The sequence below is a fragment of the Burkholderia sp. MS455 genome, from assembly GCF_016899445.1.
In the GTDB taxonomy this organism is placed as follows: Bacteria; Pseudomonadota; Gammaproteobacteria; order Burkholderiales; family Burkholderiaceae; genus Burkholderia; species Burkholderia pyrrocinia_C.
On the sequence record NZ_CP041778.1, the window covers coordinates 1,147,809 to 1,171,662 of the forward strand.

Here is a 23,854-nt window from a genome sequence, read left to right on the forward strand (position 1 = left end):
ACGGACGCGCGACAGAGGAAGCTATGCTCCTTTCCCCACTTCGGACGGCTCATGATGAAGCGCATCCAGATCATCGATTCGCACACGGGCGGCGAACCCACTCGGCTCGTCGTGTCCGGTTTTCCGTCGCTCGGCAACGGCACGATGGCCGAGCGACGCGACGTGCTCGCGCGCGAGCACGACCGTTACCGCACCGCGTGCATCCTCGAGCCGCGCGGCAGCGACGTGCTGGTCGGCGCGCTGCTGTGCGAACCCGTATCGCCCGACGCGGCGGCCGGCGTGATCTTCTTCAACAATAGCGGCTATCTCGGGATGTGCGGGCACGGCACGATCGGCGTCGTGCGCACGCTGCATCACATGGGGCGCATCCGGCCCGGCGTGCATCGGATCGAAACGCCTGTCGGCACCGTCGAGGCGACGCTGCACGACGACCTGTCGGTCAGCGTGCGCAACGTGCCCGCGTATCGCCACGCGAAGGGCGTCGCGGTCGATGTGCCGGGTTACGGCCTCGTGAACGGCGACATCGCGTGGGGCGGCAACTGGTTCTTCCTGATCAGCGACCACGGGCAGCGCGTCGCCGGCGACAACGTCGCGGCGCTCACCGCGTATGCGTCGGCGGTGCGCGAAGGGCTCGAACGCGCGGGCATCGCCGGTGCGAACGGCGGCGAGATCGACCATATCGAGCTGTTCGCCGACGATTCCGAGCACGACAGCCGCAGCTTCGTGCTGTGCCCGGGCCTCGCATACGATCGTTCGCCGTGCGGCACCGGCACGAGCGCGAAGCTCGCGTGCCTCGCGGCCGACGGCAAGCTCGCGCCGGGCGCCGTGTGGCGGCAGGCGAGCGTGATCGGCAGCGTGTTCCAGGCCAGCTACGAGCAGGCCGACGGCGGCATCGTGCCGACGATTCGCGGCAGCGCGCACCTGAGCGCGGAAGCGACGCTGCTGATCGAGGAAGACGATCCGTTCGGCTGGGGCATCGTGTCGTGAGCAACGCAAGTACCGACGTCGTCGTGATCGGCGCCGGCATCGTCGGCGCGGCGTGCGCGCACGAACTCGCGCAGCGCGGGCTGCGCGTGCTCGTCGTCGACGACGCGAGCGGCGGCGCGACCGGTGCGGGGATGGGCCACCTCGTCGCGATGGACGACAACGCGGCCGAGCTCGCGCTGAGCCATTACTCGATCGAACTGTGGCGCGCGTTGAGCGGCGAGATGCCGGAAGGCTGCGCGTACCGCAACTGCGGCACGCTGTGGCTCGCGGCCGACGCGCACGAAATGGATCTCGCGCGCGCGAAGCAGGCGACGCTTGCCGCGCACGGCGTGGCCGGCGAACTGATCGACGCGGCGACGCTCGCGCAACTGGAGCCGATGCTGCGCGCGGGCCTGGGCGGCGCGCTTAAGATTCCCGGCGACGCGATCCTCTACGCGCCCGTCACCGCGAACTGGCTGCTGCAGCGTGCCCCGCGCATCACGTTGCGCCGCGACCGGGCCGTTGCGGTCGACGGCGCGAGCGTGACGCTCGCGAGCGGCGACACATTGCGCGTGGAACGCGTGGTCGTCGCGAACGGTGTCGCGGCCCGCACGCTGCTGCCCGAGCTGCCGCTGCGCCCGAAAAAGGGCCATCTGCTGATCACCGACCGCTATCCGGGCCGCGTGTCGCACCAGCTCGTCGAGCTTGGTTATGCGGCGAGCGCACATGCGAGCGACGGCACGTCGGTCGCGTTCAACGTGCAGCCGCGGCCGACCGGCCAGCTGCTGATCGGCTCGTCGCGCCAGTTCGACACCGAGGACGCGCGCGTCGAGCCGCCGGTGCTCGCGCGGATGCTGCGCCGCGCGGTCGGCTACCTGCCGGATCTGGCCGACCTGAACGGGATCCGCTCATGGACAGGGTTCCGTTCCGCGAGCCCCGACGGCCTGCCGCTGCTCGGCGAGCACCCGGCGCGGCCGGGCGTGTGGCTCGCGGTCGGGCATGAAGGGCTCGGCGTGACGACCGCGCCGGGCAGCGCGCGGCTCGTCGCCGCGCAGATGGCCGGCGAGCGGCCGCCCATCGATATCGAACCGTATTTGCCGGGACGCTTCCTGACCGCGTCCCCCGTAGCCGGAGCGCTGACATGATCATTCATCTGGACGGCCGCGCGCTGATGGTGGCCGACGGCGCGACCGTCGCGGCCGCCGTCGCGGCGAGCGGCGACGACACGACGCGCGTGTCGTGTACGGGTGCGGCGCGTGCGCCGTTTTGCGGAATGGGCATTTGCCAGGAGTGCCGGATGACGATCGACGGCCGCCGCCGGCTGGCTTGCCAGACGTTGTGCCGCGACGGGATGCAGGTGGAGCGCGTCAGATGAAACAGGAACGACTGAGTGTCGACGTCGCGATCGTCGGGGCGGGCCCGGCCGGGCTGTCGGCCGCGCGGGCCGCCGCGCAAAGCGGTGCAACGGTTGCGATCGTCGACGACAACCCACGCGCGGGCGGGCAGATCTGGCGGCAAGGCGCAGCGGCCACGCCGGTTTCGGCCGCCGCCGAACGCCTCGCCGCACTGCGGCAGCCGAACGTCACGCACCTCGCAGCGACGCGCATCGTCGCCGAAACGCAGCCGGGCACGCTGCTGCTCGAGGACGACGAGCGCGGGCTGCTGCTCGATTTCCGGACGCTGATTCTGTGCTGCGGCGCACGCGAGCTGCTGCTGCCGTTCCCGGGCTGGACGCTGCCGGGCGTAACGGGTGCGGGCGGCTTGCAGGCGCTGATCAAGTACGGCCTCGACGTGCGCGGGCAGCGCACGGTGATCGCGGGCAGCGGGCCGCTGCTGCTGGCGAGCGCGGCGACGGCACGTCAGGCCGGCGCGCGGGTGTCGCACGTGCTGGAACAGGCCGCGTGGGGCGACGTGGCAGGCTTCGGTGCGGGACTGTGGCGCTGGCCGTCGAAGCTTGCGCAGGCCGCGAAGCTCGTCACGGCCGCCTATCGGCCGGACGCGCACGTTGTCGAAGCGTTCGGCGACAAGCGACTCGAACGCGTGCGGATTCGCCACGGCGATCGCGAGTTCGACGTCGACTGCGACCGGCTCGCGTGCGGCTTCGGCCTCGTGCCGAACACCGTGCTGCCGAGCCATCTCGGCTGCCGGATAGAGAACGGCGCGGTGGCGGTCGACACGCACCAGCGTACGAGCCGCGACGGGTACTTCGCGGCCGGCGAGTGTACGGGCGTCGGCGGCAGCGAGCTGGCGATGGTCGAAGGCGAAATCGCCGGTTATGCGGCGACCGGGCAGACGGCGCCATTGGCCGCGCTCGTCGCGCGGCGCGCGCACTGGCAGGCTTTCGCAGATGCCGTACGCGAGCGTTTCGCGATCCGCGAGCCGATCCGCCGGCTTGCGCGGCCCGATACGCTGCTGTGCCGCTGCGAGGATGTGCGCTTCGATGCGGTTGCGCAGGAGCCGGGCTGGACGGCTGCGAAGCTGCAGTCGCGTTGCGGGATGGGCGCATGCCAGGGCCGTGTTTGCGGCGCGGCCGCACAGGTGCTGTTCGGCTGGACGCCGCCGGTGCCGCGCACACCGCTCGTGCCCGCGCGGGTCGGCACGCTGATGCTCGACGGCACGGCGTCCTGCGACGGCGCGTGACGCGCTACGGCGAAGCGGCCCGGTTGGCGCCGGGCCGCGTCATTCACTCCACCTTCACTTTCTCCCATCCCTCCACCTGAGGCGCCGCACAGGCACTCGATCGTCGCGGCCACGGCCGCGTGATTCGCGTTGTCGAGGTGCCAGTACATCGAAACCGCGCTCTGGCTCTCGAGTTCCATCGGCACGAGGCCGGCGCGCGGCATGGTTCGCGCCGATGTGATGCGTGCGTCGGCCGTGAGTGTGATCGCGGGCGAGCAAGCCTGAGCGAAGGGCGCAAGGTCGCCGATGGGTAAATAGCAGAAAGCGACATTATATGAATTGATATACTATTTATTCTTTAATTGTCTTCCCGCCTCGATGAACAACGATCTTCCCGCCGGGCTGCCCGAGCCCGACCAGATGCGTGCAGCCGCCGAATCGGCCTGCGCGCTCCTCAAGGTGCTGTCGAATCCCGACCGGCTGCTGCTGCTATGCGAACTGTCGCAGGGCGAGCGCTGCGTGAGCGATCTCGAGACGACGCTGGACATCCGCCAGCCGACGCTGTCGCAGCAACTCGGCGTATTGCGGGACAACGCGCTGGTCCGCACGCGCCGCGAAGGCAAGAACATCCACTATTCGCTCGACAGTCCGGCCGCGATCGCGGTAATGGGCGTGCTGTACGAACAGTTCTGCGGTCCGGCCGCGAAGGGGACACGCGATGCAGCTTGATGCGCTTCATTTCACGCCGTGGCTGTCACTGGCCGGCGGCGTGCTGATCGGGCTCGCGGCCGCATGGCTCGTCGCGTTCAACGGCCGGATTGCCGGCATCAGCGGCATCGTCGGCGGCCTGTTCACGGCGGGTTCCGGAGAGCGCGACTGGCGCGTCGCATTCGTCGCCGGGCTGATCGCCGCACCGCTCGCGACGCGCGTTGCCGGAGCCGGCCTGACGCCGCAGATCGACGCAAGCTGGCCCGAGTTGGTGGCGGCCGGCCTGCTGGTCGGGATCGGCACGCGATATGCGGGCGGCTGCACGAGCGGCCACGGCGTGTGCGGGATGTCGCGCGGCGCGCTGCGTTCGGTGGTCGCGACCGCGACCTTCATGATCGCGGGCTTCGTGACCGTATTCGTGCGGCGGCACGTGCTGGGAGGCTGACATGCAGGCAGGATTCGCGTTTCTGGCGGGGCTGCTGTTCGGCGTCGGCCTCATCGTGTCGGGCATGGCCAATCCGCAGAAAGTGCTCGGCTTTCTTGATCTGGCGGGCCGCTGGGATCCGTCGCTCGCGTTCGTGATGGCCGGTGCGACGGGCGTTGCCGTGTTCGCGTTCGCATGGGCGAAGCGCCGGACGCGGTCGTGGCTCGGCTTGCCGATGCAGTTGCCGGCCTTGCGGGCGATCACCGTGCGCCTGGTCGCCGGAAGCGCCGTGTTCGGCATCGGCTGGGGGATAGCCGGGTTCTGCCCGGGGCCCGCGATCGTGTCGATCGGCTTCGGGTCGGCCAAGGGGATCGGGTTCGTCGTCGCGATGCTGGCCGGGATGGCGATATTCGAGTGGGTCGAGCGTCGCAGGAACTTGCGGTGATTCGATGGCCGTCGCGTGCCGGGCAGGCTGCGGCGGACGACGCGGTTTCTTCGGATGAGGATGGCTGGAGCGCAGTGCGTTCGCTCGTTGCCGCGATGATGCGGTGGCTGCGTGGCCGTCTCCGCGAGTGGGTGAATCGGCAAGTCGGCAAGTTGCGACGTCAGGAATGCTCTCGCACATGATGGCCGCCGCGCACCCGCCCGGACAGCCGGCGCAGGATCGCGCGCCACGCCGCGAGCATGCCTCGGCGGCCGGCAGGCTCCACGACCGCCGTGCTGACCGTACCGGCTCCGCCGGCCGACAACGCCACGTGACCGGCCGTCTCGAGCATCAGGCATTCGCCTTCGTCGAGCACGCGGCGAATGTACTGCAGCGCGTCGGGCAGCCAGTCGAGCCCGCCGTGACGCAGCGTGACCGCGAGCGCACCATCCAGCACGATCACCTGGCTGCCCTTGTCGAACCACGCAAAGTGGCTTTGCCCGGCGTCGAGCCGGATATGTTGCGTCCGCATGGCGATCCCTTTTCCCGGTTGCGCGGCCTCGCGATGGCGAGGCGACAGTGTGCAGTCAGGTTAGGGAAACAGGCGTGGGCACGACAGATTCAGGGGACGGGAATCTGTTGCGGTGCAGGCGCCGATTTTGCGTCGCTGTATCGGTGGTTTTTCCCGGAATCTGTATCTGGCGTGCACCCGGACGCGCGGGCACGATGGCCCGCATGACGCCTTTCGCCGACGCATCCCGCACGCCTTTGCCGATGGACGGCGAGCCACTTTACGAACGGCTCGCCGAACATTACCGCCGCATCATCGCGGCCGGCACGCTGTCGCCCGGCGACCGGATGCCGTCGGTGCGCGCATTCATGGCGCAGCACGGCGTCAGCCTGTCGACCGCGATCCAGGCATTCCGGCGGCTCGAGGATACGGGCTGGTGCGAGGCGAAGCCGCGCTCGGGCTACTTCGTGCGGCGCCGCGCGTCGGCCGTGCTCGAAACGCTGCCGGAAAGCGACGGGCCGCCGCTAAGCGTCGAGCCGCCGTTCGCGGGCCTGCACGAACGTGTGTCGCGCGTGATCGACCGCGCGAATACGGCAACCGATGCGTTGAATCTCGGCGGCGCGTCCGCGCTGGCCGCGCTGTATCCGACCGAGCGCCTGCAGGCGCTTGCGATCCGGCTGCTGCGGCGCAAGCCGACGCTGCTGACCGACGCGGGGCCCGTCGGCGGTTCGCCCGAATTCCGGCAGACGATGGCCAAACGCGCGCTGTCGTACGGCGTGACCGTGTCGCCGGACGACGTGATGTCGACCAGCGGCGGCGTCGATGCGGTGAATCTCGCGCTGCGTGCGGTGGCGCGCCCAGGCGACACGATCGCGATCGAATCGCCGGCCTTCTTCGGCTTGATCCAGTTGCTCGAAAGTCTCGGTTTGCGCGCGCTCGAAATCCCGGCCAGCCCGACGACCGGCCTGTCGATCGAGGCGCTCGAAGTGGCGCTGACCGCGTATCCGGACATTCGGGCCGTGGTCGTCGTACCGAACCTGCAGAACCCGCTCGGCTGCGTGATGCCCGACGAACGCAAGGCCGCGCTCGTCGCGCTGTGCTCGCGCCACGGCGTGGCCGTGATCGAGGACGAGCCGTATCGCGAGCTCGTCGAGGCGCCGCAGGCGGTCAAGCCGGCCAAGGCATGGGACCGCGACGGCACGGTGATCTACTGCCCGTCGTTCAACAAGGTGCTGGCCCCCGGGATGCGGCTCGGCTGGATGAGTGCGGGGCGCTGGCATGCGCGCGTGAAGATGCTGAAGTTCGCGCACAGCCGGCACAATGCCGCGTTGCTGCAGGCCGTTGCCGCCGAATTCGTCGGCTCGGGTGCGTTCGATCGCCATCTGCGCCGGTTTCGCGAACAGTTGCGCGTGCAGCGCGATGCGACGATCGACGCGATTGCACGGCATTTTCCGGCCGGAACCCGGATGAACCAGCCGCCGGGCGGGATGCTGCTGTGGATCGCGTTGCCGGAAGGCGTGCGTTCCGACGCGCTGTTCGATGCCGCGCTGGCGCATGGAGTAAAGATCGCGCCCGGTTCGATCTTCTCGAATTCCGACCGCTTCGACGCTTATATCCGGCTTGCGTGCACGCGCGTGTTCGATGCGGCGCACGAGGCGGCTTTTGAAACGCTCGGCCGCCTGATACGCGATGCCGCGGCGGCCGCATAAGCACGGCGGCTGCCGGCCGTGCTCGCGCACGCGGGATCGCTCCGGCAGGCCGCTGCCGTGTCAGCGGCCTGCCGAATGCGAAGCGAGGTGCTGGCGGATCAACGACAGGTAACGATCGCCGACCGAGAAATCGCGTGCGACGCGCGGCCGTTCGGCCTGGCGCAGCGTGGCCGGCGCGCTCATGCCCAGATACCGGCAGACGGCCGACGGAAACGGCTTGCGCGTATGCCCGAGCTGGCGCGCCGCGCGCTCGACGCGGGCGTCGCCGACCTGGGCACGAAGCCACGCCAGCACTTGGCGATCGGTGTCGTTGACGATACGGACCAGATGTTCCATCGCGCACCTCACTGTTCATAAATACAGTACTGTAAATATAACCAGTGTTTGCGGCGGCCGCAAGCGGGCGCGCTTGCGGCTGGCCGTTCGGCCAGGGTCAGCGCGCCGGCGGGGTGGTTCGGCGGTCCGGCGATCCGGCAATCCGGGCGGCAGGGGGAGCAGCCGCGGCGATGCCCGTATAGCGCGCGTCGGTCAGCGTGCCGAGGAACGCGACGATGTCGTCGATTTCCGCGTCGGTCAGCGCGGGCGGCGTGCCGGGCCGGCGGTTCATCGGCGTCGAGTTGACGTTGATGTTGCCGCGATAGGCGGCCGGCACGTCGTCGAACGTCCCGGCGCCGTGATACCAGAAGCCGGGGTCGGTCGAGCGCGTGTTGTAGAACGCGACCGCGTCGCGCAGCGTCGTGAACACGCCGTTGTGCATGAAGGTCTGCTTGACCGCGACGTTGCGCAGCCCCGGCGTGCGCAGGTAGCCGCACCATTGCGTCGGCTCGGGCCAGCGCAGCCGCCGTGCGGTGTCGCACAGCCCGTTGTCGAAATGGCGCGGATCGCGGTTCGCAGGCAGCGCGCGGTTGCGCGGCACGGCGATCGCGTCATAACCGAAATCGGTGAACAGCGAGCGCTCCGGGCGGCTCGACGTGTCCGACAGCGTATGGCAGGTCATGCAGTTGCCCTTGTCCGGATTCCGGAACAGCGCGAGGCCGCGCATCTCGGCCGGTGCGAGCGGTTTGCGGGTGCGCAGGAACGCGTCGAAGCGCGACGTGAACGGCGCCATCTCGTCGCTCTGCAGATAGGCTTCGACGGCCGAACCCAGCGCGCGCACGAGTTGCTCGGGATCGCGTCGCACCGGCGCGCCGAAGCGCGCGGCGAGATCGGGCGCGAGTTCGGTCGCATTGACCTTGCGCAGCAGCGCGGCCGGCGATCGGTTGTTCATCTCGTTCGGATCGAACAGCGGCCCGCGGATCTGCTCGGCGAGCGTATCCGCGCGGCCATCGCTGAACAGTCCGCCGAACGGCGACGGCGCGGGCGCATCGTCGTCCTGGTAGAAGTGGCGGCGCGGCACGTAGCGAACATAAAGCAGCGACGGCGCATTGCGCCGGCTGAAGCGCCCGGGCCGGCTGCCTTCCGGCACGCCGGGCCCCGCGAGCGAAGCCGCCGACAGCGTCGGTGCGAACGCACGGCCCGGATCGTGGCAGCCCGCGCACGACATGCCGCGCGGCTCGGACAGCCGCGGGTCGAAGAAGATCCGGCGGCCGAGCGCGACGAGCGACGGATCGGGCGCGAAGCGTGCGGTGGCCGCGTCGATCTTGCCCGTCACCTGCGGCGTGCCGTTGCCGATCGTGTCGACGACGCGCGACGGCGGCGCGCCGGGGAGCAGGACCGTTTCGGACGGAGCGGCGTGCGCCGCCAGCGCCAGGCCGGCGAGCACGGCCGCGGCAAGCGTGTGCAGCGTTTGCCGGCCGCGCGCAACGCGGCCGGCATCTCGAACCTCTTCACTCACGGCGCAATGAACCCCGTCTTGTCGCAGGCGAGCGTCGTGCCCGACTGGTTGCACGACGCGAGCAGCTTGCCTGCCGCCGAATACGCACGGAACACCCAGCCCGTCGCGGGTGCCGCACGGCGTTCCATGATCAGGAAGCCGAAGCTGTTGTTGTGCGACAGCCGCTCGATCACGGCGCCCGGTGCCGGCGTCAGGCCGGCCGGGAACGGGTCGGGCAGTGCGACGTCGAGATTGTCGCCGCCGTTGCCGGACACGATCGTCGCCGGGTGCCCGGACGAAAAGTTGATCGCCTGGAAGTCGTGCACGTGACCGTGCAGCGCGACGTGTACGCCCGGCGGGTAGTACGCCTGCGCGTTGAGACTCGCCATCACCGACTGCAGCGCGAGGTTGCCCGGCGCGGGCGTGCTGCCGGCGATCGGCGCGAATGCGAGGATCGGATGATGGTTCGTGAAGATCGTCGTCGTCATGCCGGCCTTCGACGCGAGCGCGGCCACCGTCTGGAACTGCTTCTGGTAGATGCCGAATTGCGCGTCGGTCGTCTTGAGCGGCGTGCGGCCGACCTTCGCGGTGTCGAACACGATCACCTGCGAGCCACCGCCGAGCGACACCGCATAGGGTTCCGAATAGTTCGCGTTGGTGTCGTTGGCCGGATCGTCGCACGAACGGGCGGCCGAATACGGGCGCGGATCGAGGAAGCGGTACCAGCCCTGGCCTGCGCGCGCGCATTCCTCGTGGTTGCCGCGCACGACGACCCACGGCGCCTTCGCGAGCAGCGGCGCGGCCGGGCGGAACAGGTCGGCCTGCCACGTATCCCAGCCATAGCCCCACGGGCTGTCCTTGCAGCCGGCGATGTCCGGCGGGCATGCGTTCTCGCGATAGTGGTAGTCGCCGACGTGCAGCACCAGGTCGGGCGACAGCTTCGCGACGCTGGCCGCGATTGTGTCGAACGGCCAGACCGTCGCGTCGTTGCACGCCTGCCATGCGTTGTCGGCCTTCTTCATTCGGCAGCCGGTGTCGGCGATGATCGCGATGCGCTGCGGCTGTGCCTTCGGCAGCGGCAGCGTGCGGCCCGCGACGCTCGCCGCCTGTGCATCGGCCGGCAACGTCGTTTCGCAGACGGAGACAGGGAAGCTCGACGGCTTCGAATCGGCCGGGTCGCTGGCGGTCGGCCGCTGGGCCGGGGTCGCGGCGCCGGCGCGCAGCGTCATGCGCGACAGCTTGCCGTCGACGGTCAGTTGCGGACACAGCGGATCGCCGGCCGACGCGGGGGTGTAGTTCGTGATGACGCGCGCGATTGCCTGATTCGCGTCGCCGATCTCGACCCATGCGGCCTGGACGTTGACCGACGCACTGGCCGGATCGGCCGGCGAATCGATGTGATTCGAGCACGCGGACAGCGCGGCGAGGGCAACAAGGGGGGCGCAGCGCGCGAGCAGTGCGCGCGGGAGGAGTCGTCGCATGGGAGGCACCGTAGGAAAGTCGTCAACGATACGCAGCACGAATGTAAGAAATGTGAAAAACGGGGCGCGGCGGGGTGCTCGTCTACGCGCCGGGTTTCGCGGCCGGGGCCTTGACCTCAAGCCGGCTTGAAGCAGCACAGTGTGCTTTATGACCAATGAACCAGAAAGGGAATCGACGATGGAAACCAACCGGCCCAACGACGAGCAATCCGCGCTGTGGAATGGCCCGTCGGGGCGTGCATGGGTCGATGCGCAGGCGCCGATCGACCGGATGTTCGAGCCGTTCGAGGCGCTGCTTGCCGATGCGGCGGCCGCGTCGTCGGCGCGCAGCGTGCTCGACGTCGGCTGCGGCACGGGCGCGGTCACGCTTGCGATCGCGCGCCGGCTCGGCACGGACGCGCAATGCATGGGTATCGACATCTCGGCCCGGATGATCGATGCCGCGCAGGCGCGCGCCGAACGCAGCGGCATTCATGCCCGCTTCGTGTGCGCGGACGTGCAGACGCATGCGTTCGAGCCCGCGAGCGTCGACCTGATCGTGTCGCGCCTGGGTGTGATGTTCTTCGACGATCCGGTGCGGGCCTTCGCGAATCTGCGGCTCGCGGCGCGGCCGGATGCACAAATGCGGTTCGTCGCATGGCGCAGCGCGGCCGACAACCCGTTCATGACGACGGCCGAGCAGGCCGCCGCGCCGTTGCTGCCGAACCTGCCCGCGCGCCGGCCCGGCGCGCCGGGGCAGTTCGCGTTCGGCGACCGGCAGCGGATCGCGTCGGTGCTGTCGGACAGCGGCTGGGCCGACATTGCGATCGAGCCGGTCGACAGGGCGTGCGTGCTGCCCGAGCCCGCGCTGGACGACTACATCGCGCGGCTGGGCCCGGTCGGGCTCGCGCTGCTGGAGACGGACGACGCGACGCGGCGGCGCGTGGTCGAGAAGGTGCGTGTCGCGTTCGAGCGTTACGTGCACGGCACGGAGGTGCGTTTCGACGCGGCCTGCTGGCTCGTGACGGCGCGCGCGCTGTCCGCGTAACGCGTTGCGATAAAGCGGATCAGGGCAGGCACGTCGCCGCCTGCTGGCCCCGCGTGTCGCCGTTCGCGCCTGACTGACGAAGCCGCGCCGCGCGACATGCACGCGTCAGCGTTTCCGCGCGCGCAGCATCAGCCACGCGCAACCTCCGGCAACCAGCGCGAGGCCGAGCAGGACGGCTTCGACGCCGAGCGCGAAGCCGGGCGGCATTTCACCGCTGTTCGGCACGGGCGACAGGTTACCGCCCATCGCGATGGCGCCGCCGGCCAGCAGCGCCATGCAGACGATCCAGTAGGCCTTGCCGCGCGGCGCCGCGGCCCGGATCCGCCACAGCGCGATGCCGGCTCCGCCGAGATAAAGCACGGCGAGCGTGCCGAGCGCGACGAGGTCGGCGGCGCGGCTTTGCAGGAGCCCGCTCATCGTGCGGCTCCGCCGCACGCGCCCGGCCGGCGGGGCGCAGCGAGGGCTGCGGCGTACGTGCTCATTCGGCCTCCGTCGCGTGTCCCGGCGCGCGGCTCAGCAGATGCGTACGCTTGTCGGCCGCGAGCGACACGTAGCGTTCGTACTGGCGCAGCACGTCGGCGATCACTTCGTCGCCGCGCAGGTATTCGACGTCGTAGCCGAGCCGCCCGTCCTCGAAGAACGTGACGATCCCGTACACGTGCGCACGGGCCGCTTCCGGCTCGGCCGCCTCGCGCACCAGGTACGCGGCCGCGGATTTCACCGTCACGCGCACGCCGTACACGAAATCGCGGTGCTCGGCGGTCGGCACGGTGAGCCGCACGGCGTCGTCGCTGTCGCGCTGCACGTGCGCATCGACGCCGCTCGCGCGCAGTTCGTCGGCGACCTTGCGCAGCGCGGGCTCGACCATCTCGGCGACGAACTGGCGCGCCTCGGCCTCGGTCGTCTGCCGCAGGATGTGCGTCAGGCGGTGGCGCCAGTGCTGGCCGGTCCAGTAGCTCGCCGCGGGTGCGATGTCCTGCGAATAGTGCGCGCGGTCGGCCGCGAGCCCGCGCCACAGCCCGTAGCAGAGCGCGAGCATGATGATGGCGACCGGCAGCGCGGCGATCAGCGTCATTGCCTGCAATGCGCCGAGCCCGCCGGCGACCAGCAGCACCGCGGCCGTCACGCCGAGCAGCGCGGCCCAGAACAGCCGTTGCCAGACGGGCGAATGCGCGGCGCCCCGCGTCGCGATCTGGTCGATCACGAACGCGCCGGAATCGGCGGACGTGACGAAGAACACCGCGATCAGCACGATCGCGGCGATCGACAGCAATTGCGACAGCGGTAGGAAATCGAAGAAGCGGAACAGCAGCGCATCGACGTTGGTGGCCGTCTGCGCGAGTGCGCCGGCCGCGCCGTGCGTGTCGAGCCAGATCGCGCTGTTGCCGAACACGGTCATCCACACGAGGTTGAACGCGGTCGGCACGAGCAGCACGCCGATCACGAACTGGCGGATCGTGCGGCCGCGCGAGATGCGCGCGATGAACATGCCGACGAACGGCGACCACGAGATCCACCACGCCCAGTAGAGGATCGTCCAGCCGCCGAACCAGCCTTCCTCGCGCGGCGACGCATACGCATAGGTGCGAAACGACAGGTCGACGAGATTCGACAGGTACTGGCCGATGTTGTCGCCGAGCGCGCGGAACAGGAATGCCGTCGGGCCCGCGACGACCACGAACGCGAGCAGCAGGAACGCGAGCAGCAGGTTCAGCTCGGACAGCCGGCGCACGCCCTTGTCGAGACCGCTGGCGGCCGACAGGCCCGCGAGCAGCACCACGATCGCGACGAGCCCGATGCGAAACAGATTGCTGCCGGTGTCCCAGCCGACGACCGTATGCAGGCCCGCGCTCATCTGCATCACGCCATAGCCGAGCGTGGTCGCGATGCCGGCGACCGTGCCGACCAGCGCGAATGCATCCACGGTATGGCCGATCCAGCCGTTCACGCGTTCGCGCAGCACCGGATACAGGCCCGAGCGCAGCGTCAGCGGCAAGTTGTAGCGGAACCCGAAATATGCGAGCACGAGCCCCATCAGCCCGTAGATCGCCCACGCATGGAAGCCCCAGTGGAAGAAGGTCATCAGCATCGCCTCGCGCGCGGCGGCGGGCGTGCCGGGGTCGACGGTCGGCGGCTTCAGGAAGTGCTGCATCGGCTCGCCGACGCCGAAATACATGAGGCCGATGCCCATGCCGGCCGCGAACAGCATGGCCGTCCACGACACGAAGCTGAACTCGGGTTCGGCGTCGTCGGGGCCGAGCCGGATGTTGCCGAAATCGCTCGCGGCGATCAGCACGAGAAACACGAGGAACGTGGTGACGGCCAGGACGTAGAACCAGTCGAAGCGCATGACGACCCATTGCTGGCCGGCGGAGAACAGCATGCCGGCTTCGCTCGGGAGCAGCGCACAGACGGCCAGCAGTGCACCGATGACCGCGAGCGCGGGCAGGACGACCTGCGGCTTGAATGTCGTGCGCGGGGAGGGACGGGAATCTGGCATGTCGGGCATCCAGTTGTGGGCGCAACGAGGCGCGACGCCGTCCGGCGCGCACGTTGCGCGGCGGACCCTGTTACGGCGTGCGTCGAGTGTACCGTGGTGTCAGGACTGCAAGAAGGGGTATGCAGAAGGGAAAAGACTGACGAATTGTAAGGTATTGCGGCGATCGAGAACATCCGCGCGATTTGCGCGCCGGTCGAACGGGACGTGGAAAGCCGGTGGGCGCCGGGCCTCGGGCGCCCGGACGGCGCGTGCAATGTGCATCGTCCGGGGTGCGGGCAGCGCGCTGAAGGCGCTGCGGTGCGGGTTCAGAACGTGACGGCGATCCCGGCCATGCCGACGAACTGGCCGTGCGTCGTCGACGGCGTGAGCTGCTGCGAATCGCCGACGATCGGCGCCGCATCGATGACGTGGCCGGCACCTTGCGCGCCGAGCGTTTGCCCGCTCGAATGCGTGTACGCCTGCAGCGCATAGAGTGTCGTGCGCTTCGACAGGCTGTACGACTCTTTCAGCGAATACTGCTGGTAGCGGGCCGCGCTCGCGACGCCGTTCGCCTTCGATGCCAACGTGTACGCGAACGCTCCGGCCACCGAGAACGCCGGCGTGAAGCGGTACGCGGCAAGCGCGCCGTAGGTGTTGAACACGGCCGTGTCGGTGAACGCGGAACCGTTGCCGGGCAGGTACTTCACGTTCGAATAGTTGATGCCCATCGTCAGGTCGCCGAGCGTGTAGTTGCCTGCCGCCGCGACCTGCTCGACGGCCTTCGCGGTCAGGTAGCCCTGGTTCAGCACGGACACGGCGAAGCTGCCCGACGACGCGGTGGCCGGGTTCAGGAAGCCCGCCGACGAGCCCGAACTGTTGATGCGCAGGTAGCCGGCCGCGATCCCGATCGGCCCGTTCGCATAGCGCAGCGCGGCACTGAACGTGTTGCCCTTGCCGGTCGCACCGGCAATGCCGCCGAATGCGTACATCGCGCTCGCGCTCAGCCCGGCGAAGGTCGGCGACGTATAGGTAACCGAATTGTTCACGCGGATCGTCGTATCGAGGCCGTCGATGTCACCCGGATGCGCACCCGTCGCGCCGGTCAGCCAACTGCTCGACGCGTACGGGCCGACGAACAGGAAGTAGGGCGTGTACTGGCGGCCGGCCGTCAGCGTGCCGTAGCGAGCGTTGCGCAGGCCGACGAACGCCTGGCGATTGAATATCGTGCCGGCGGCGGCCTGCGCGCCGTTGTTCAGGTTGAAGCCGGACTGCAGGTCGAAGATCGCGTGCGTGCCGCCGCCGAGATCCTCGTCGCCGCGCAGCCCGAACTTCGACGCATAAAGGTTGCCGTCGCGCATGTAGATGTTCGAGTGGCCCTGCTGGTTGTTCACGTACGCGATCGAATCGTCGACGACGCCGTACAGCGTCACGCTGCTCTGCGCGCGGGCGGCGGTCGTGCCGAGCGATGCGGCCGATAAAATAAGGATTGCATATCGATTGGCGGGTGCTTTCATCGTTGATCTCCAGACTCTTTCTTCAAAGGGGGCGGGAGGTTCGGAGACCTCCTCTGTGGCGGGGGGGCGGGCCGCGCGAACGGCCCGCCCGATCGGTGCGGCGTGCGCGGTCAGTGATCGAACGCGACGACGATGCGGCGCCATGCGCCGTCCTGCGCGTCCCGCTCGACGCGCGCGCCGCGGACGGCGAGCGGGCCTTGCAGCGATGCAGGCAGCAGGATCTCGACGCGGTCGGCCGGGCGGGCCGGGCGGCCGTCCCAGCGGACCGATACGCCGAGCGAGCCCGACGCCTCGCGGCCGGTCTCGATTTGCCACAGTCCGTATTCGCCGTCGCGCCACGCTTCCGTCTCGCCGTCGTCCTCGACGCATTCGCCGTACGCGACGCCGTCCTCGATGCGCGGCGCGACGAGGAAGCCGCGCGTGTCGGCGCGCGCGCCGAAATGCTGGTCCGCGACGTTCAGCGGCAGCACGCGGCCTTCACGCAGCAGCATCACCGGCGTATCGAGCGGCGCGGGCAGCGTCACGTTCGCGCCGCCGTCGAACGACTGCGCGCTCGCGCAGCACATCCAGCGCGCACCCGACGGCAGGTAGACCGTGCGTTCCGTGCGGCCGGGATCGACGACCGGCGCGACCAGCAGCCCATCGCCGAGCATCATGTCGTCGCACTCGTCGTAGCAGCGCGCATCGCCGGGGAAATCGGCGAAGGTCGGCCGCAGCACGGGCTCATAGCGCGTCGTCGACAGCCACAGCAGGTGATAGAGGTACGGCAGCAGCCGGTAGCGCTGCTTGATCAGCGACGCGACCTGCGCGGCGATCTCCGGATACATCCACGGTTCGTTGACGGTGCCGTCGTCGTTCCACGAATGGATGCTGAAGCGCGGCATGAAGATGCCGAACTGCACCCAGCGCAGCAGGAGTTCGGGCGACGGCGCCGGCCCGGAGAAGCCGCCGATATCGTGACCGATGTTCGACACGCCCGACAGCGCGAGCCCGAGGCCCATCTTCAGGTTGTAGCGCAGCGTTTCCCACGATGTGGTGTTGTCGCCGGACCAGGTCTGCACATAGCGCTGCATGCCGGCGCCGCCGGAGCGCGACACGAGGAACGGCCGCTGCGCCGGCGCATGCGCGCGCTGCGCGTCGCGCGACGCGCGCATCATCAGCATCGTCTGCAGCACCTTCGCCTCGCGCGCGGGGAACGGCTGGCCGAAGCCGTGCGCGATCGCATCGGGCGACCAGATCTCGTATTCGTTGTTGTCGTTCCAGGTCGACTCGATCCCGTATTCGAGCAGCGCCGACGTGACCTGCTCGCGCCACCAGCGGTACGCGTCCGGCTGCGTGAAGTCGAGATACGCGCCGACCTCGTCCCAGAACTGCACCCACGCAGGCTCGCCGGACGCCGAGCGGATCAGCAGCCCGCGTTTTGCGGCTTCGTCGAACGCCGGATGGTCGCGCAGCAGGCACGGCTTGATGTTCGCGCACAGGCGGATGCCGTGGTCGCGGTAGTGCTTCACGAAACCCTTCGCGTCGGGAAACTTGTCGCGGTTCCAGTTGAACACGTAACGCTTCGCGCCGATCGACGTATAGCCCGACGACAGGTGGAAGGAATCGCACAGGATGTCGTGCGCGTCGCACTGCTCGACGAACTGGTTCATTTGCTGCTGTGCGTCCGGCGCATCGGTGTAGCTCATCGTCGAGCCCGAATAGCCGAGGCCCCATTTCGGCGTGCGCGCGGGGCGCCCGGTGAGCCACGTGAAGCGCCGCGCGGCCGCGAGCGGCGTATCGGGCGATGCGATGAAGTAGTAGTCGAGGTCGCCGTGCTCGGCGACGAAATAGCGGTACGGGCCGTGATAATTGTCGAGCTCGCGGCCCATGTCGAACGAGCAATCCGACAGCGTGTCGTAGAACAGCCCGAACCCCTGGCATGCAGCGGGCGACCACGTGATGTAGAACGGGATGTGCTTGTACAGCGGGTCGGTATGCTTCGCGCTGTAGCCCATCGCGTCGATGTTGCGCATCTCGAAGCGCGTGCCCGTGCGGTCGAGGTCGCCCGCGCGTTCGCCGAGGCCGAACACCTTGTCGCCGCGCTCGCGGGCGACGTAGTGATACGCGCGCTCGTCCCACCAGCCGAAGTTGTACGCCTGCGTCGCGCGGTCGGCGAGCGCGACGCGCCATGCGCCGTCCGCGCCGCGCATCGACCACGTGCAATGGCCGCCTTGCCAGCGCACCGCGAGCCGGATCTGCGCGGTTTCGATGCGCAGGCCGTCGTCGTCTTCGGCGAGGCTCCAGGCAGGCAGCGCGAAGCCGTCAAGGTCAAGGCGGTCGCGCCCGTCGAGCGGTACGTCGTCGAGGCCCGGCGCGATCGACCAGGTGCGCGGCGTGCGTGCCGTTGCGTCGGGCAGCACGCGCACGCGCACGATGTCGTCCTCGAGCACGAAGATCTCGAGGGTCGCGCCCGCGTCGGACGCGAGCAGCAGGCGGTTCGCGTGCCGGGCGGCGATCCGGAACACGGGCGGATGAAGAAGCGAAGTCATGAATGCGATTCCTGGTGAGAGCGAATGTCAGGCGTGCCGTGCGAGCAGGCGTTCCTGCTTCGACTGCCCGCGGATCAGCACCGCGAGCAGCGTGACGCCGATGAGGTCGAACAGGCCGAGGCACGCGAACAGCGGCGCATAGCCGATCTTGTCGGCGAGCGCGCCGACCAGCAGCGAGAAGCCGAGCCCGCCGATCCACGCGGCCATCCCGGCGAAGCCGCTCGCGGTGCCGACTTCCTCGGAATCGAACACGTCGGCCGACAGCGTGTTGACGAGCGCGGAGATCATCTGGTGCGCGAAGCCGCCGACGCAGAACAGCGCGATGGCCGTATACGGCGACGATACAAGACCGATCATCGCGGGCCCGAGCATCAGCACCGCGCCGAGCGCGACGCCGGCGACGCGCGACCACACGAGCGGCAGCTTGAAGCGGTTGGCGAGATACGGCGACAGATAGCCGCCCGCGATGCCGCCGGCGTCGGCCGCGAGAAACGGCATCCACGCGAAGATCGCGATCTGCGTGAGCGGCATGTGGCGCTCGGTCGCGAGGTACAGCGGAATCCAGAAGCTGAAGGTCTGCCACGCGGGTTCGGCGAAGAAGCGCGGCAGCGCGATGGCCCAGAAGCGCCGCGCGGTGACGACGTCGCGGATGCGGCGCTTCGACACCGGCGGCATCGTGGCCTGGCCGTCGCGGATCAGCGCGCGCTCCTGCGGCGTGATGCGCGGATGATCGGCGGGCGACCGGTACTGCGTGTACCAGAGCGCGGCCCACACGAAGCCGAGCGCGCCGGTGACCATGAACGCCGATTGCCAGCCGAACCGCATCGAGATGAACACGACGAGCGGCGGCGCGATCGCGGCGCCGAGCGACGTGCCCGCATTGAAGTAGCCGACCGCGACGGATTTCTCGCGATCGGGAAACCATTCGGCGACGGCCTTCATCCCCGACGGAATCGCGGCGGCCTCGAACAGCCCGAGAAAGCCGCGCAGGATGCCGAGCGACAGCCAGCCCGACGCGAAGCCGTGCGCGACGCCGACCACCGACCACAGCATCGCGAACAGCGCGAACCCGAGCCGCAGCCCGATCAGGTCGACGATGAACCCGCACACGGGCTGCATGATCGTGTAGCCGATCTGGAACGCGCCGACGATGTACGAATACTGCTGCGTCGAGATCGCGAATACCTGCTTCAGCTCGGGGGCGAGCACCGCGAGGGAGTTCCGTGCGAGGTAGTTGAGGATCGTGCCGAGACACACGAGCACGATGATCCACCAGCGCAACGCCTTGACTGTTTTCACTGCTGTCTCCTGTTGGGCAGGGCGGGCATGCGGCACCTGCCTGATCCATGCAAGCCGTCCGGTCGGGAAGGCTTTTTCAGCTTATTTGTACGATGTCCGATCTTGATGGGCGCCGATTTTGCCGGTTTTCATCGAAATGGCGCTGTTCGAGCGAACATTTTGTCGTCGCTGGACACGGATGTTATCTGACGACTGATCATTTTCGAACATCCTATGTTCGAATGCGAATCCGGTCAACGTGAATTTGCATTCGAATGAACTTGCTCGGGGTTTTCCCGATGAGAGGGGGTGCGGCGTGAGAGGGAGCACATGGCGGTTGCGTGCCAAAGCCCGTGCGGCGGGGCTGTGCGATGGTCTGGCGATCGGCGGGCGCAGGACGGGGCGTGACAACCCTGATGAAAATTTATTTTTTTCTCGGCTGCGGATTGTGTAAATTGATTTTCACCTTCCTTGCAACAACCATTCGCATGACGCCTCTCGTTTCGCACGACGCCAGTCACGACGAACCCGCGATCGCCGAGCGGATCGCGTCGGCGATGCCGTTGATGACACCGATCCACCGGCGCATGGGCGAATTCGTGCTCGCGAATCCGTTTCGCGCGGCGACGATGCGGATCGACGAACTCGCACAGGCCGTGAATGCGTCGATCGCGACCGCGAACCGCTTCGCGAAGGCGCTCGGCTTCGACGGCTATCCGGCGATGCGCGCGGCCCTCGTGCGCGGCTTCGAAGCGACGCTCGGGCCGGTCGAGCGGTTGCGCTCGGCGCAGGAGCAGGAATCCGGCGTGCGCGGCGCGGCATGGATTGACGCGGTGTTCGACCAGGCCGTCGCGAACATCGAGAACACGCGCGCGCAACTGGACGCGGCCGATGTCGAGGCTGCGGTCGAGGCGATCGTCGGCGCGCGGCGCGTGCTGATCCTCGGCGCGGGGTCGAGCGCGTTTCTCACCGGGCTGATGGAGCACGGGCTGTCCGTGTGTCACGACAGCGTGCAGTCGCTCGCGCTGCTTGGCGGCCCGTCGCACGCGGCGCGGCGACTGTATACGGTCGACTCGCGCGATCTCGTGATCGCGCTCGCGTTTCCGCGCTACGTGAAGGACACGATCGAGCTGGCGCGCCGCGCGGCGGCACGCGGCGCGCGCGTGCTCGGCATCTCCGACGGCCCGCAATCGCCGCTCGCGCCGATCGCGTCGCTGAACCTGTACGTCAAGGCCGAACGGCGCTTCGCGGCCACGTCGGAAGCGGCCGTGCTCACGATGATCGAGGCGCTGATCGACGCGGTCGCGCTGCGCACGCACCGGTCCGCGAAGTCCGCGGCCGAGATGACCGAATTCCTGCTGCCGTGGCTCGTGCAGCCGCAAGCGGCGCTGTCGGCCGCCAACCCTTCTTCCCCCCGTCCGAAAAAATCATGACTTCTCCCGCGATCGTCGCGATTCACGGTGGCGCAGGCACGATCCTGCGCGATGCGATGGATACCGAAACCGAACGCCGGTACCGTGCCGAACTGACCGCGATCCTGCAGGCCGCGCAGCAGGTGCTGGCCGACGGCGGCAGCGCGCTCGACGCCGTCACCGTCGCGGTGCGGATGCTCGAGGACTGCCCGCTGTTCAACGCCGGGCGCGGCGCCGTGTATACGGCCGAAGGCAAGCACGAGCTCGACGCGGCGGTCATGGACGGCGCGACGCTCGGCGCCGGCGCGATCTGCTGCGCGACGCGCGTGCGCAATCCCGTGCTGGCCGCGCGGCGCGTGATGGAGGCGAGCGAGCACGTGCTGTTCGCCGGCGCGGGCGCCGATGCGTTCGCGGCCGCGCAGGGGCTCGAACTCGCGGAACCCGGCTATTTCGACACCGAAGCGCGGCACGCGCAGTGGCTCAAGGCGCGCGCGGCGGCCGGCATGATGCTCGATCACGACGCGGCGACGTTCGCGTTCGGCAAATCGCAATCGCAGCCGCAGCCGGCCGAACCGCTCGATCCGGACCGCAAGCACGGCACGGTCGGCGCGGTCGCGTGCGACCTGCACGGCCACATCGCGGCGGCGACGTCGACGGGCGGCATCACGAACAAGCAGCCGGGGCGTGTCGGCGATTCGCCGATCATCGGCGCGGGCTGTTATGCGGACGATGCAACCTGCGCGGTGTCGTCGACGGGCACCGGCGAGACGTTCATCCGGCTCGCGACCGCGCACGACGTTGCCGCGCAGATCGCGTATCGCGGCGCGTCGCTGGCCGACGCCGCGCACGACGTCGTGATGAACAAGCTGCCGCGCCTGGCGGGCCGCGGCGGGATCATCGCGGTCGACGCGCACGGCAACGTCGCGATGCCGTTCAACACCGAAGGGATGTATCGCGGCTACGCGCGCGTCGGCGAAGCGCCTGTCGTCGGCATCTACCGCGACGACGCAGCCTGATTCCGGATCGCACGAGGAGAGACGCATGACTTCGAGCCGTAACCCGTCCGGCCTGGTGCTGCCCGAGCAGCGCGTGGTTGCCGTGGACGACCTGTCGGTCACGTTCCGCCGCGAAAGCGCGACGTTCGACGCGGTGCGCAACGTGTCGTTTCACGTCGATCGCGGCGAGACGCTCGCGATCGTCGGCGAATCGGGTTCCGGCAAGTCGGTCACGTCGCTCGCGCTGATGCGGCTTGTCGAGCACGGCGGCGGCGAGATCACGAGCGGGTGCATCGCGTTCCGGCGCCGCGGCGGCGCGCTGGTCGATCTGGCGCAGGCGAGCGCCGCGACGATGCGCGGCATCCGCGGCTCGGACATCGCGATGATCTTCCAGGAGCCGATGACGTCGCTGAACCCGGTGTTTACGGTCGGCGACCAGATCAGCGAGGCGATCGCGCTGCACCAGTCGAAAAGCGCGGCCGAAGCGCGCGCGGAAGCGCTGCGGCTGCTCGATCTCGTGCGCATCCCGGAAGCGCGCCGGGTGTTCGTGCGTTATCCGCACCAGTTGTCGGGCGGGATGCGGCAGCGCGTGATGATCGCGATGGCGCTGTCGTGCCGGCCGGCGCTGTTGATCGCCGACGAGCCGACGACCGCGCTCGACGTGACGATCCAGGCGCAGATCCTGCAATTGATCCGCGGGCTGCAGGACGAGATGAACATGGGCGTGATCTTCATCACGCACGACATGGGCGTGGTGGCCGAAGTGGCCGACCGCGTGCTCGTGATGTATCGCGGCGAGAAGGTCGAGGAGGGCGAATCGGAGCGCATCTTCGCGACGCCCGCGCATCGCTACACGCGTGCGCTGCTCGCGGCCGTGCCGCGGCTCGGCTCGATGCAGGGCACCGACATACCCGAGAAATTCCCGCTGCTGAAGGTGGACGGCACAAGCGCCGCGCCTGCGGCGAACGACGATGTGCAGCCGCCCGTCGACCCGGCTTCGACGCCGATCCTGCGCGTACGCGATCTCGTCACGCGCTTTCCGGTGAAGAGCGGCGTGTTCGGCCGCGTGTCGCAGTACGTGCATGCGGTCGAGCGCGTGAGCTTCGAGCTGCGCGCGGGCGAGACGCTCGCGCTGGTCGGCGAGTCGGGCTGCGGCAAGTCGACCACCGGCCGCTCGCTGCTGCGCCTCGTCGAATCGCAAAGCGGCTCGATCGAATTCGACGGCCGCGACATCAGCGCGCTGAAGGGCCCGGACCTGCAGGCGCTGCGCCGGAACATCCAGTTCATCTTCCAGGATCCGTTCGCGTCGCTGAATCCGCGCCTCACGGTCGGTTTCTCGATCATGGAGCCGCTGCTCGTGCACGGCGTCGCGAGCGGCCGCGAAGCGCAGGCGCGCGTCGACTGGCTGCTCGACAAGGTCGGCCTGCCGCCCGAGGCCGCACGCCGTTATCCGCACGAGTTCTCGGGCGGCCAGCGCCAGCGGATCGCGATCGCGCGTGCGCTCGCGCTGAACCCGAAGGTCGTGATCGCCGACGAATCGGTGTCGGCGCTCGACGTGTCGGTGCAGGCGCAGATCGTCAACCTGATGCTCGACCTGCAGCGCGAGCTCGGCGTCGCATACCTGTTCATCTCGCACGACATGGCTGTCGTCGAGCGCGTCAGCCATCGCGTCGCGGTGATGTATCTCGGCCAGATCGTCGAGATCGGCCCGCGCCGCGCGGTGTTCGAAGCGCCGCAGCATCCGTACACGAAGAAGCTGATGAGTGCGGTGCCCGTGGCCGACCCCGCGCGCCGGCATGCGCCGCGCCAGCTCGCGGCGGACGAAATTCCGAGCCCGATCCGCGCGGCCGGCGACGAGCCGGTGGTTGCGCCGCTCGTCGCGGTCGGTCCCGATCATTACGTCGCGACGCATCGCGTCGGCGGCGCGTACTGAACGCGCGGCAGGCTGCATATGGACCGCAGC

At 69.1% G+C, this 23,854-nt stretch carries 21 protein-coding genes; 12 read left to right on the forward strand and 9 right to left on the reverse strand.

What is annotated here, in order from left to right:
* Positions 1 to 54: 54 nt before the first annotated feature.
* The 7 genes from FPJ27_RS09805 (at position 55) to FPJ27_RS09835 (ending at position 5,162) form a co-directional block, all read left to right on the forward strand.
* Complete coding sequence (locus tag FPJ27_RS09805; RefSeq protein ID WP_175959208.1) at positions 55 to 987, forward strand: 4-hydroxyproline epimerase; 933 nt, start codon at positions 55 to 57, stop codon at positions 985 to 987.
* On the forward strand, positions 984 to 2,111 hold the full coding sequence (locus tag FPJ27_RS09810; protein ID WP_204422745.1) for an FAD-dependent oxidoreductase: 1,128 nt from the start codon (positions 984 to 986) through the stop codon (positions 2,109 to 2,111). Before FPJ27_RS09805 ends, FPJ27_RS09810 begins: the two co-directional genes overlap by 4 nt.
* Positions 2,108 to 2,341, forward strand: coding sequence for a 2Fe-2S iron-sulfur cluster-binding protein (locus FPJ27_RS09815; protein WP_204422746.1), 234 nt, complete (start codon positions 2,108 to 2,110; stop codon positions 2,339 to 2,341). Before FPJ27_RS09810 ends, FPJ27_RS09815 begins: the two co-directional genes overlap by 4 nt.
* Complete coding sequence (locus tag FPJ27_RS09820; protein WP_204422747.1) at positions 2,338 to 3,606, forward strand: FAD/NAD(P)-binding oxidoreductase; 1,269 nt, start codon at positions 2,338 to 2,340, stop codon at positions 3,604 to 3,606. The genes FPJ27_RS09815 and FPJ27_RS09820 overlap by 4 nt, the downstream gene beginning before the upstream one ends.
* Positions 3,607 to 3,963: 357 nt before the next feature.
* Positions 3,964 to 4,314 carry a metalloregulator ArsR/SmtB family transcription factor gene (locus FPJ27_RS09825; RefSeq protein ID WP_072436580.1) on the forward strand — a complete coding sequence of 117 codons (351 nt, stop codon included), beginning with the start codon at positions 3,964 to 3,966 and terminating at the stop codon, positions 4,312 to 4,314.
* Positions 4,304 to 4,738: a YeeE/YedE family protein gene (locus FPJ27_RS09830; protein ID WP_204422748.1), complete on the forward strand. Its 435-nt coding sequence runs from the start codon at positions 4,304 to 4,306 to the stop codon at positions 4,736 to 4,738. Before FPJ27_RS09825 ends, FPJ27_RS09830 begins: the two co-directional genes overlap by 11 nt.
* A 1-nt stretch (position 4,739) precedes the next feature.
* The gene (locus tag FPJ27_RS09835) at positions 4,740 to 5,162 is read left to right on the forward strand and encodes a DUF6691 family protein (protein WP_204422749.1); all 423 of its coding nucleotides are present in this window, start codon (positions 4,740 to 4,742) and stop codon (positions 5,160 to 5,162) included.
* Positions 5,163 to 5,322: 160 nt separating this feature from the next.
* On the opposite strand, the gene FPJ27_RS09840 is transcribed toward FPJ27_RS09835, so the two are convergent.
* Entirely contained in the window at positions 5,323 to 5,673 is a 351-nt protein-coding gene (locus FPJ27_RS09840) for a hypothetical protein (RefSeq protein ID WP_204422750.1), read from the reverse strand.
* A gap of 194 nt (positions 5,674 to 5,867) precedes the next feature.
* On the opposite strand from FPJ27_RS09840, the gene FPJ27_RS09845 reads away from it, so the two are divergent.
* Positions 5,868 to 7,361, forward strand: a complete 1,494-nt coding sequence (locus tag FPJ27_RS09845) for a PLP-dependent aminotransferase family protein (RefSeq protein WP_072436584.1) — start codon at positions 5,868 to 5,870, stop codon at positions 7,359 to 7,361.
* Between the two features lie 60 nt (positions 7,362 to 7,421).
* Here FPJ27_RS09845 and FPJ27_RS09850 read toward each other — a convergent pair whose 3' ends face one another.
* From FPJ27_RS09850 to FPJ27_RS09860, 3 genes are all read right to left on the reverse strand, one after another.
* Positions 7,422 to 7,697 (reverse strand): hypothetical protein, encoded by a 276-nt coding sequence (locus tag FPJ27_RS09850; RefSeq protein WP_034179770.1) that lies wholly within the window; start codon positions 7,695 to 7,697, stop codon positions 7,422 to 7,424.
* Positions 7,698 to 7,794: 97 nt separating this feature from the next.
* On the reverse strand, positions 7,795 to 9,195 hold the full coding sequence (locus FPJ27_RS09855) for a cytochrome c peroxidase (RefSeq protein WP_072436585.1): 1,401 nt from the start codon (positions 9,193 to 9,195) through the stop codon (positions 7,795 to 7,797).
* Positions 9,192 to 10,655 carry a metallophosphoesterase gene (locus FPJ27_RS09860; RefSeq protein ID WP_204422751.1) on the reverse strand — a complete coding sequence of 488 codons (1,464 nt, stop codon included), beginning with the start codon at positions 10,653 to 10,655 and terminating at the stop codon, positions 9,192 to 9,194. Before FPJ27_RS09860 ends, FPJ27_RS09855 begins: the two co-directional genes overlap by 4 nt.
* Positions 10,656 to 10,833: 178 nt before the next feature.
* Here FPJ27_RS09860 and FPJ27_RS09865 point away from each other — a divergent pair, with 178 nt between their 5' ends.
* Positions 10,834 to 11,682 (forward strand): class I SAM-dependent methyltransferase, encoded by an 849-nt coding sequence (locus tag FPJ27_RS09865; protein WP_204422752.1) that lies wholly within the window; start codon positions 10,834 to 10,836, stop codon positions 11,680 to 11,682.
* A 105-nt stretch (positions 11,683 to 11,787) separates the two neighbouring features.
* Here FPJ27_RS09865 and FPJ27_RS09870 read toward each other — a convergent pair whose 3' ends face one another.
* The 5 genes from FPJ27_RS09870 to FPJ27_RS09890 all read right to left on the reverse strand — a co-directional run bounded on the left by FPJ27_RS09870 (position 11,788) and on the right by FPJ27_RS09890 (position 19,505).
* The gene (locus FPJ27_RS09870; RefSeq protein WP_175958916.1) at positions 11,788 to 12,099 is read right to left on the reverse strand and encodes a hypothetical protein; all 312 of its coding nucleotides are present in this window, start codon (positions 12,097 to 12,099) and stop codon (positions 11,788 to 11,790) included.
* Between the two features lie 61 nt (positions 12,100 to 12,160).
* Positions 12,161 to 14,182 carry a BCCT family transporter gene (locus tag FPJ27_RS09875; protein WP_204422753.1) on the reverse strand — a complete coding sequence of 674 codons (2,022 nt, stop codon included), beginning with the start codon at positions 14,180 to 14,182 and terminating at the stop codon, positions 12,161 to 12,163.
* Between the two features lie 305 nt (positions 14,183 to 14,487).
* Entirely contained in the window at positions 14,488 to 15,675 is a 1,188-nt protein-coding gene (locus tag FPJ27_RS09880) for a porin (protein WP_204422754.1), read from the reverse strand.
* Positions 15,676 to 15,785: 110 nt separating this feature from the next.
* Positions 15,786 to 18,206 (reverse strand): glycoside hydrolase family 31 protein, encoded by a 2,421-nt coding sequence (locus FPJ27_RS09885; RefSeq protein WP_204422755.1) that lies wholly within the window; start codon positions 18,204 to 18,206, stop codon positions 15,786 to 15,788.
* A 27-nt stretch (positions 18,207 to 18,233) separates the two neighbouring features.
* Complete coding sequence (locus FPJ27_RS09890) at positions 18,234 to 19,505, reverse strand: MFS transporter (protein ID WP_072436590.1); 1,272 nt, start codon at positions 19,503 to 19,505, stop codon at positions 18,234 to 18,236.
* Between the two features lie 467 nt (positions 19,506 to 19,972).
* Between FPJ27_RS09890 and FPJ27_RS09895 the strand changes: the two genes are divergently transcribed.
* Genes FPJ27_RS09895 through FPJ27_RS09905 form a run of 3 tightly spaced genes read left to right on the forward strand, consistent with a single transcriptional unit; the run spans position 19,973 to position 23,824 of the window.
* Positions 19,973 to 20,917, forward strand: a complete 945-nt coding sequence (locus FPJ27_RS09895) for a MurR/RpiR family transcriptional regulator (RefSeq protein ID WP_072436591.1) — start codon at positions 19,973 to 19,975, stop codon at positions 20,915 to 20,917.
* Complete coding sequence (locus FPJ27_RS09900; RefSeq protein WP_204422756.1) at positions 20,914 to 21,912, forward strand: isoaspartyl peptidase/L-asparaginase; 999 nt, start codon at positions 20,914 to 20,916, stop codon at positions 21,910 to 21,912. Before FPJ27_RS09895 ends, FPJ27_RS09900 begins: the two co-directional genes overlap by 4 nt.
* A 25-nt stretch (positions 21,913 to 21,937) precedes the next feature.
* On the forward strand, positions 21,938 to 23,824 hold the full coding sequence (locus FPJ27_RS09905; RefSeq protein ID WP_204422757.1) for a dipeptide ABC transporter ATP-binding protein: 1,887 nt from the start codon (positions 21,938 to 21,940) through the stop codon (positions 23,822 to 23,824).
* The last annotated feature ends 30 nt before the right edge of the window (positions 23,825 to 23,854 follow it).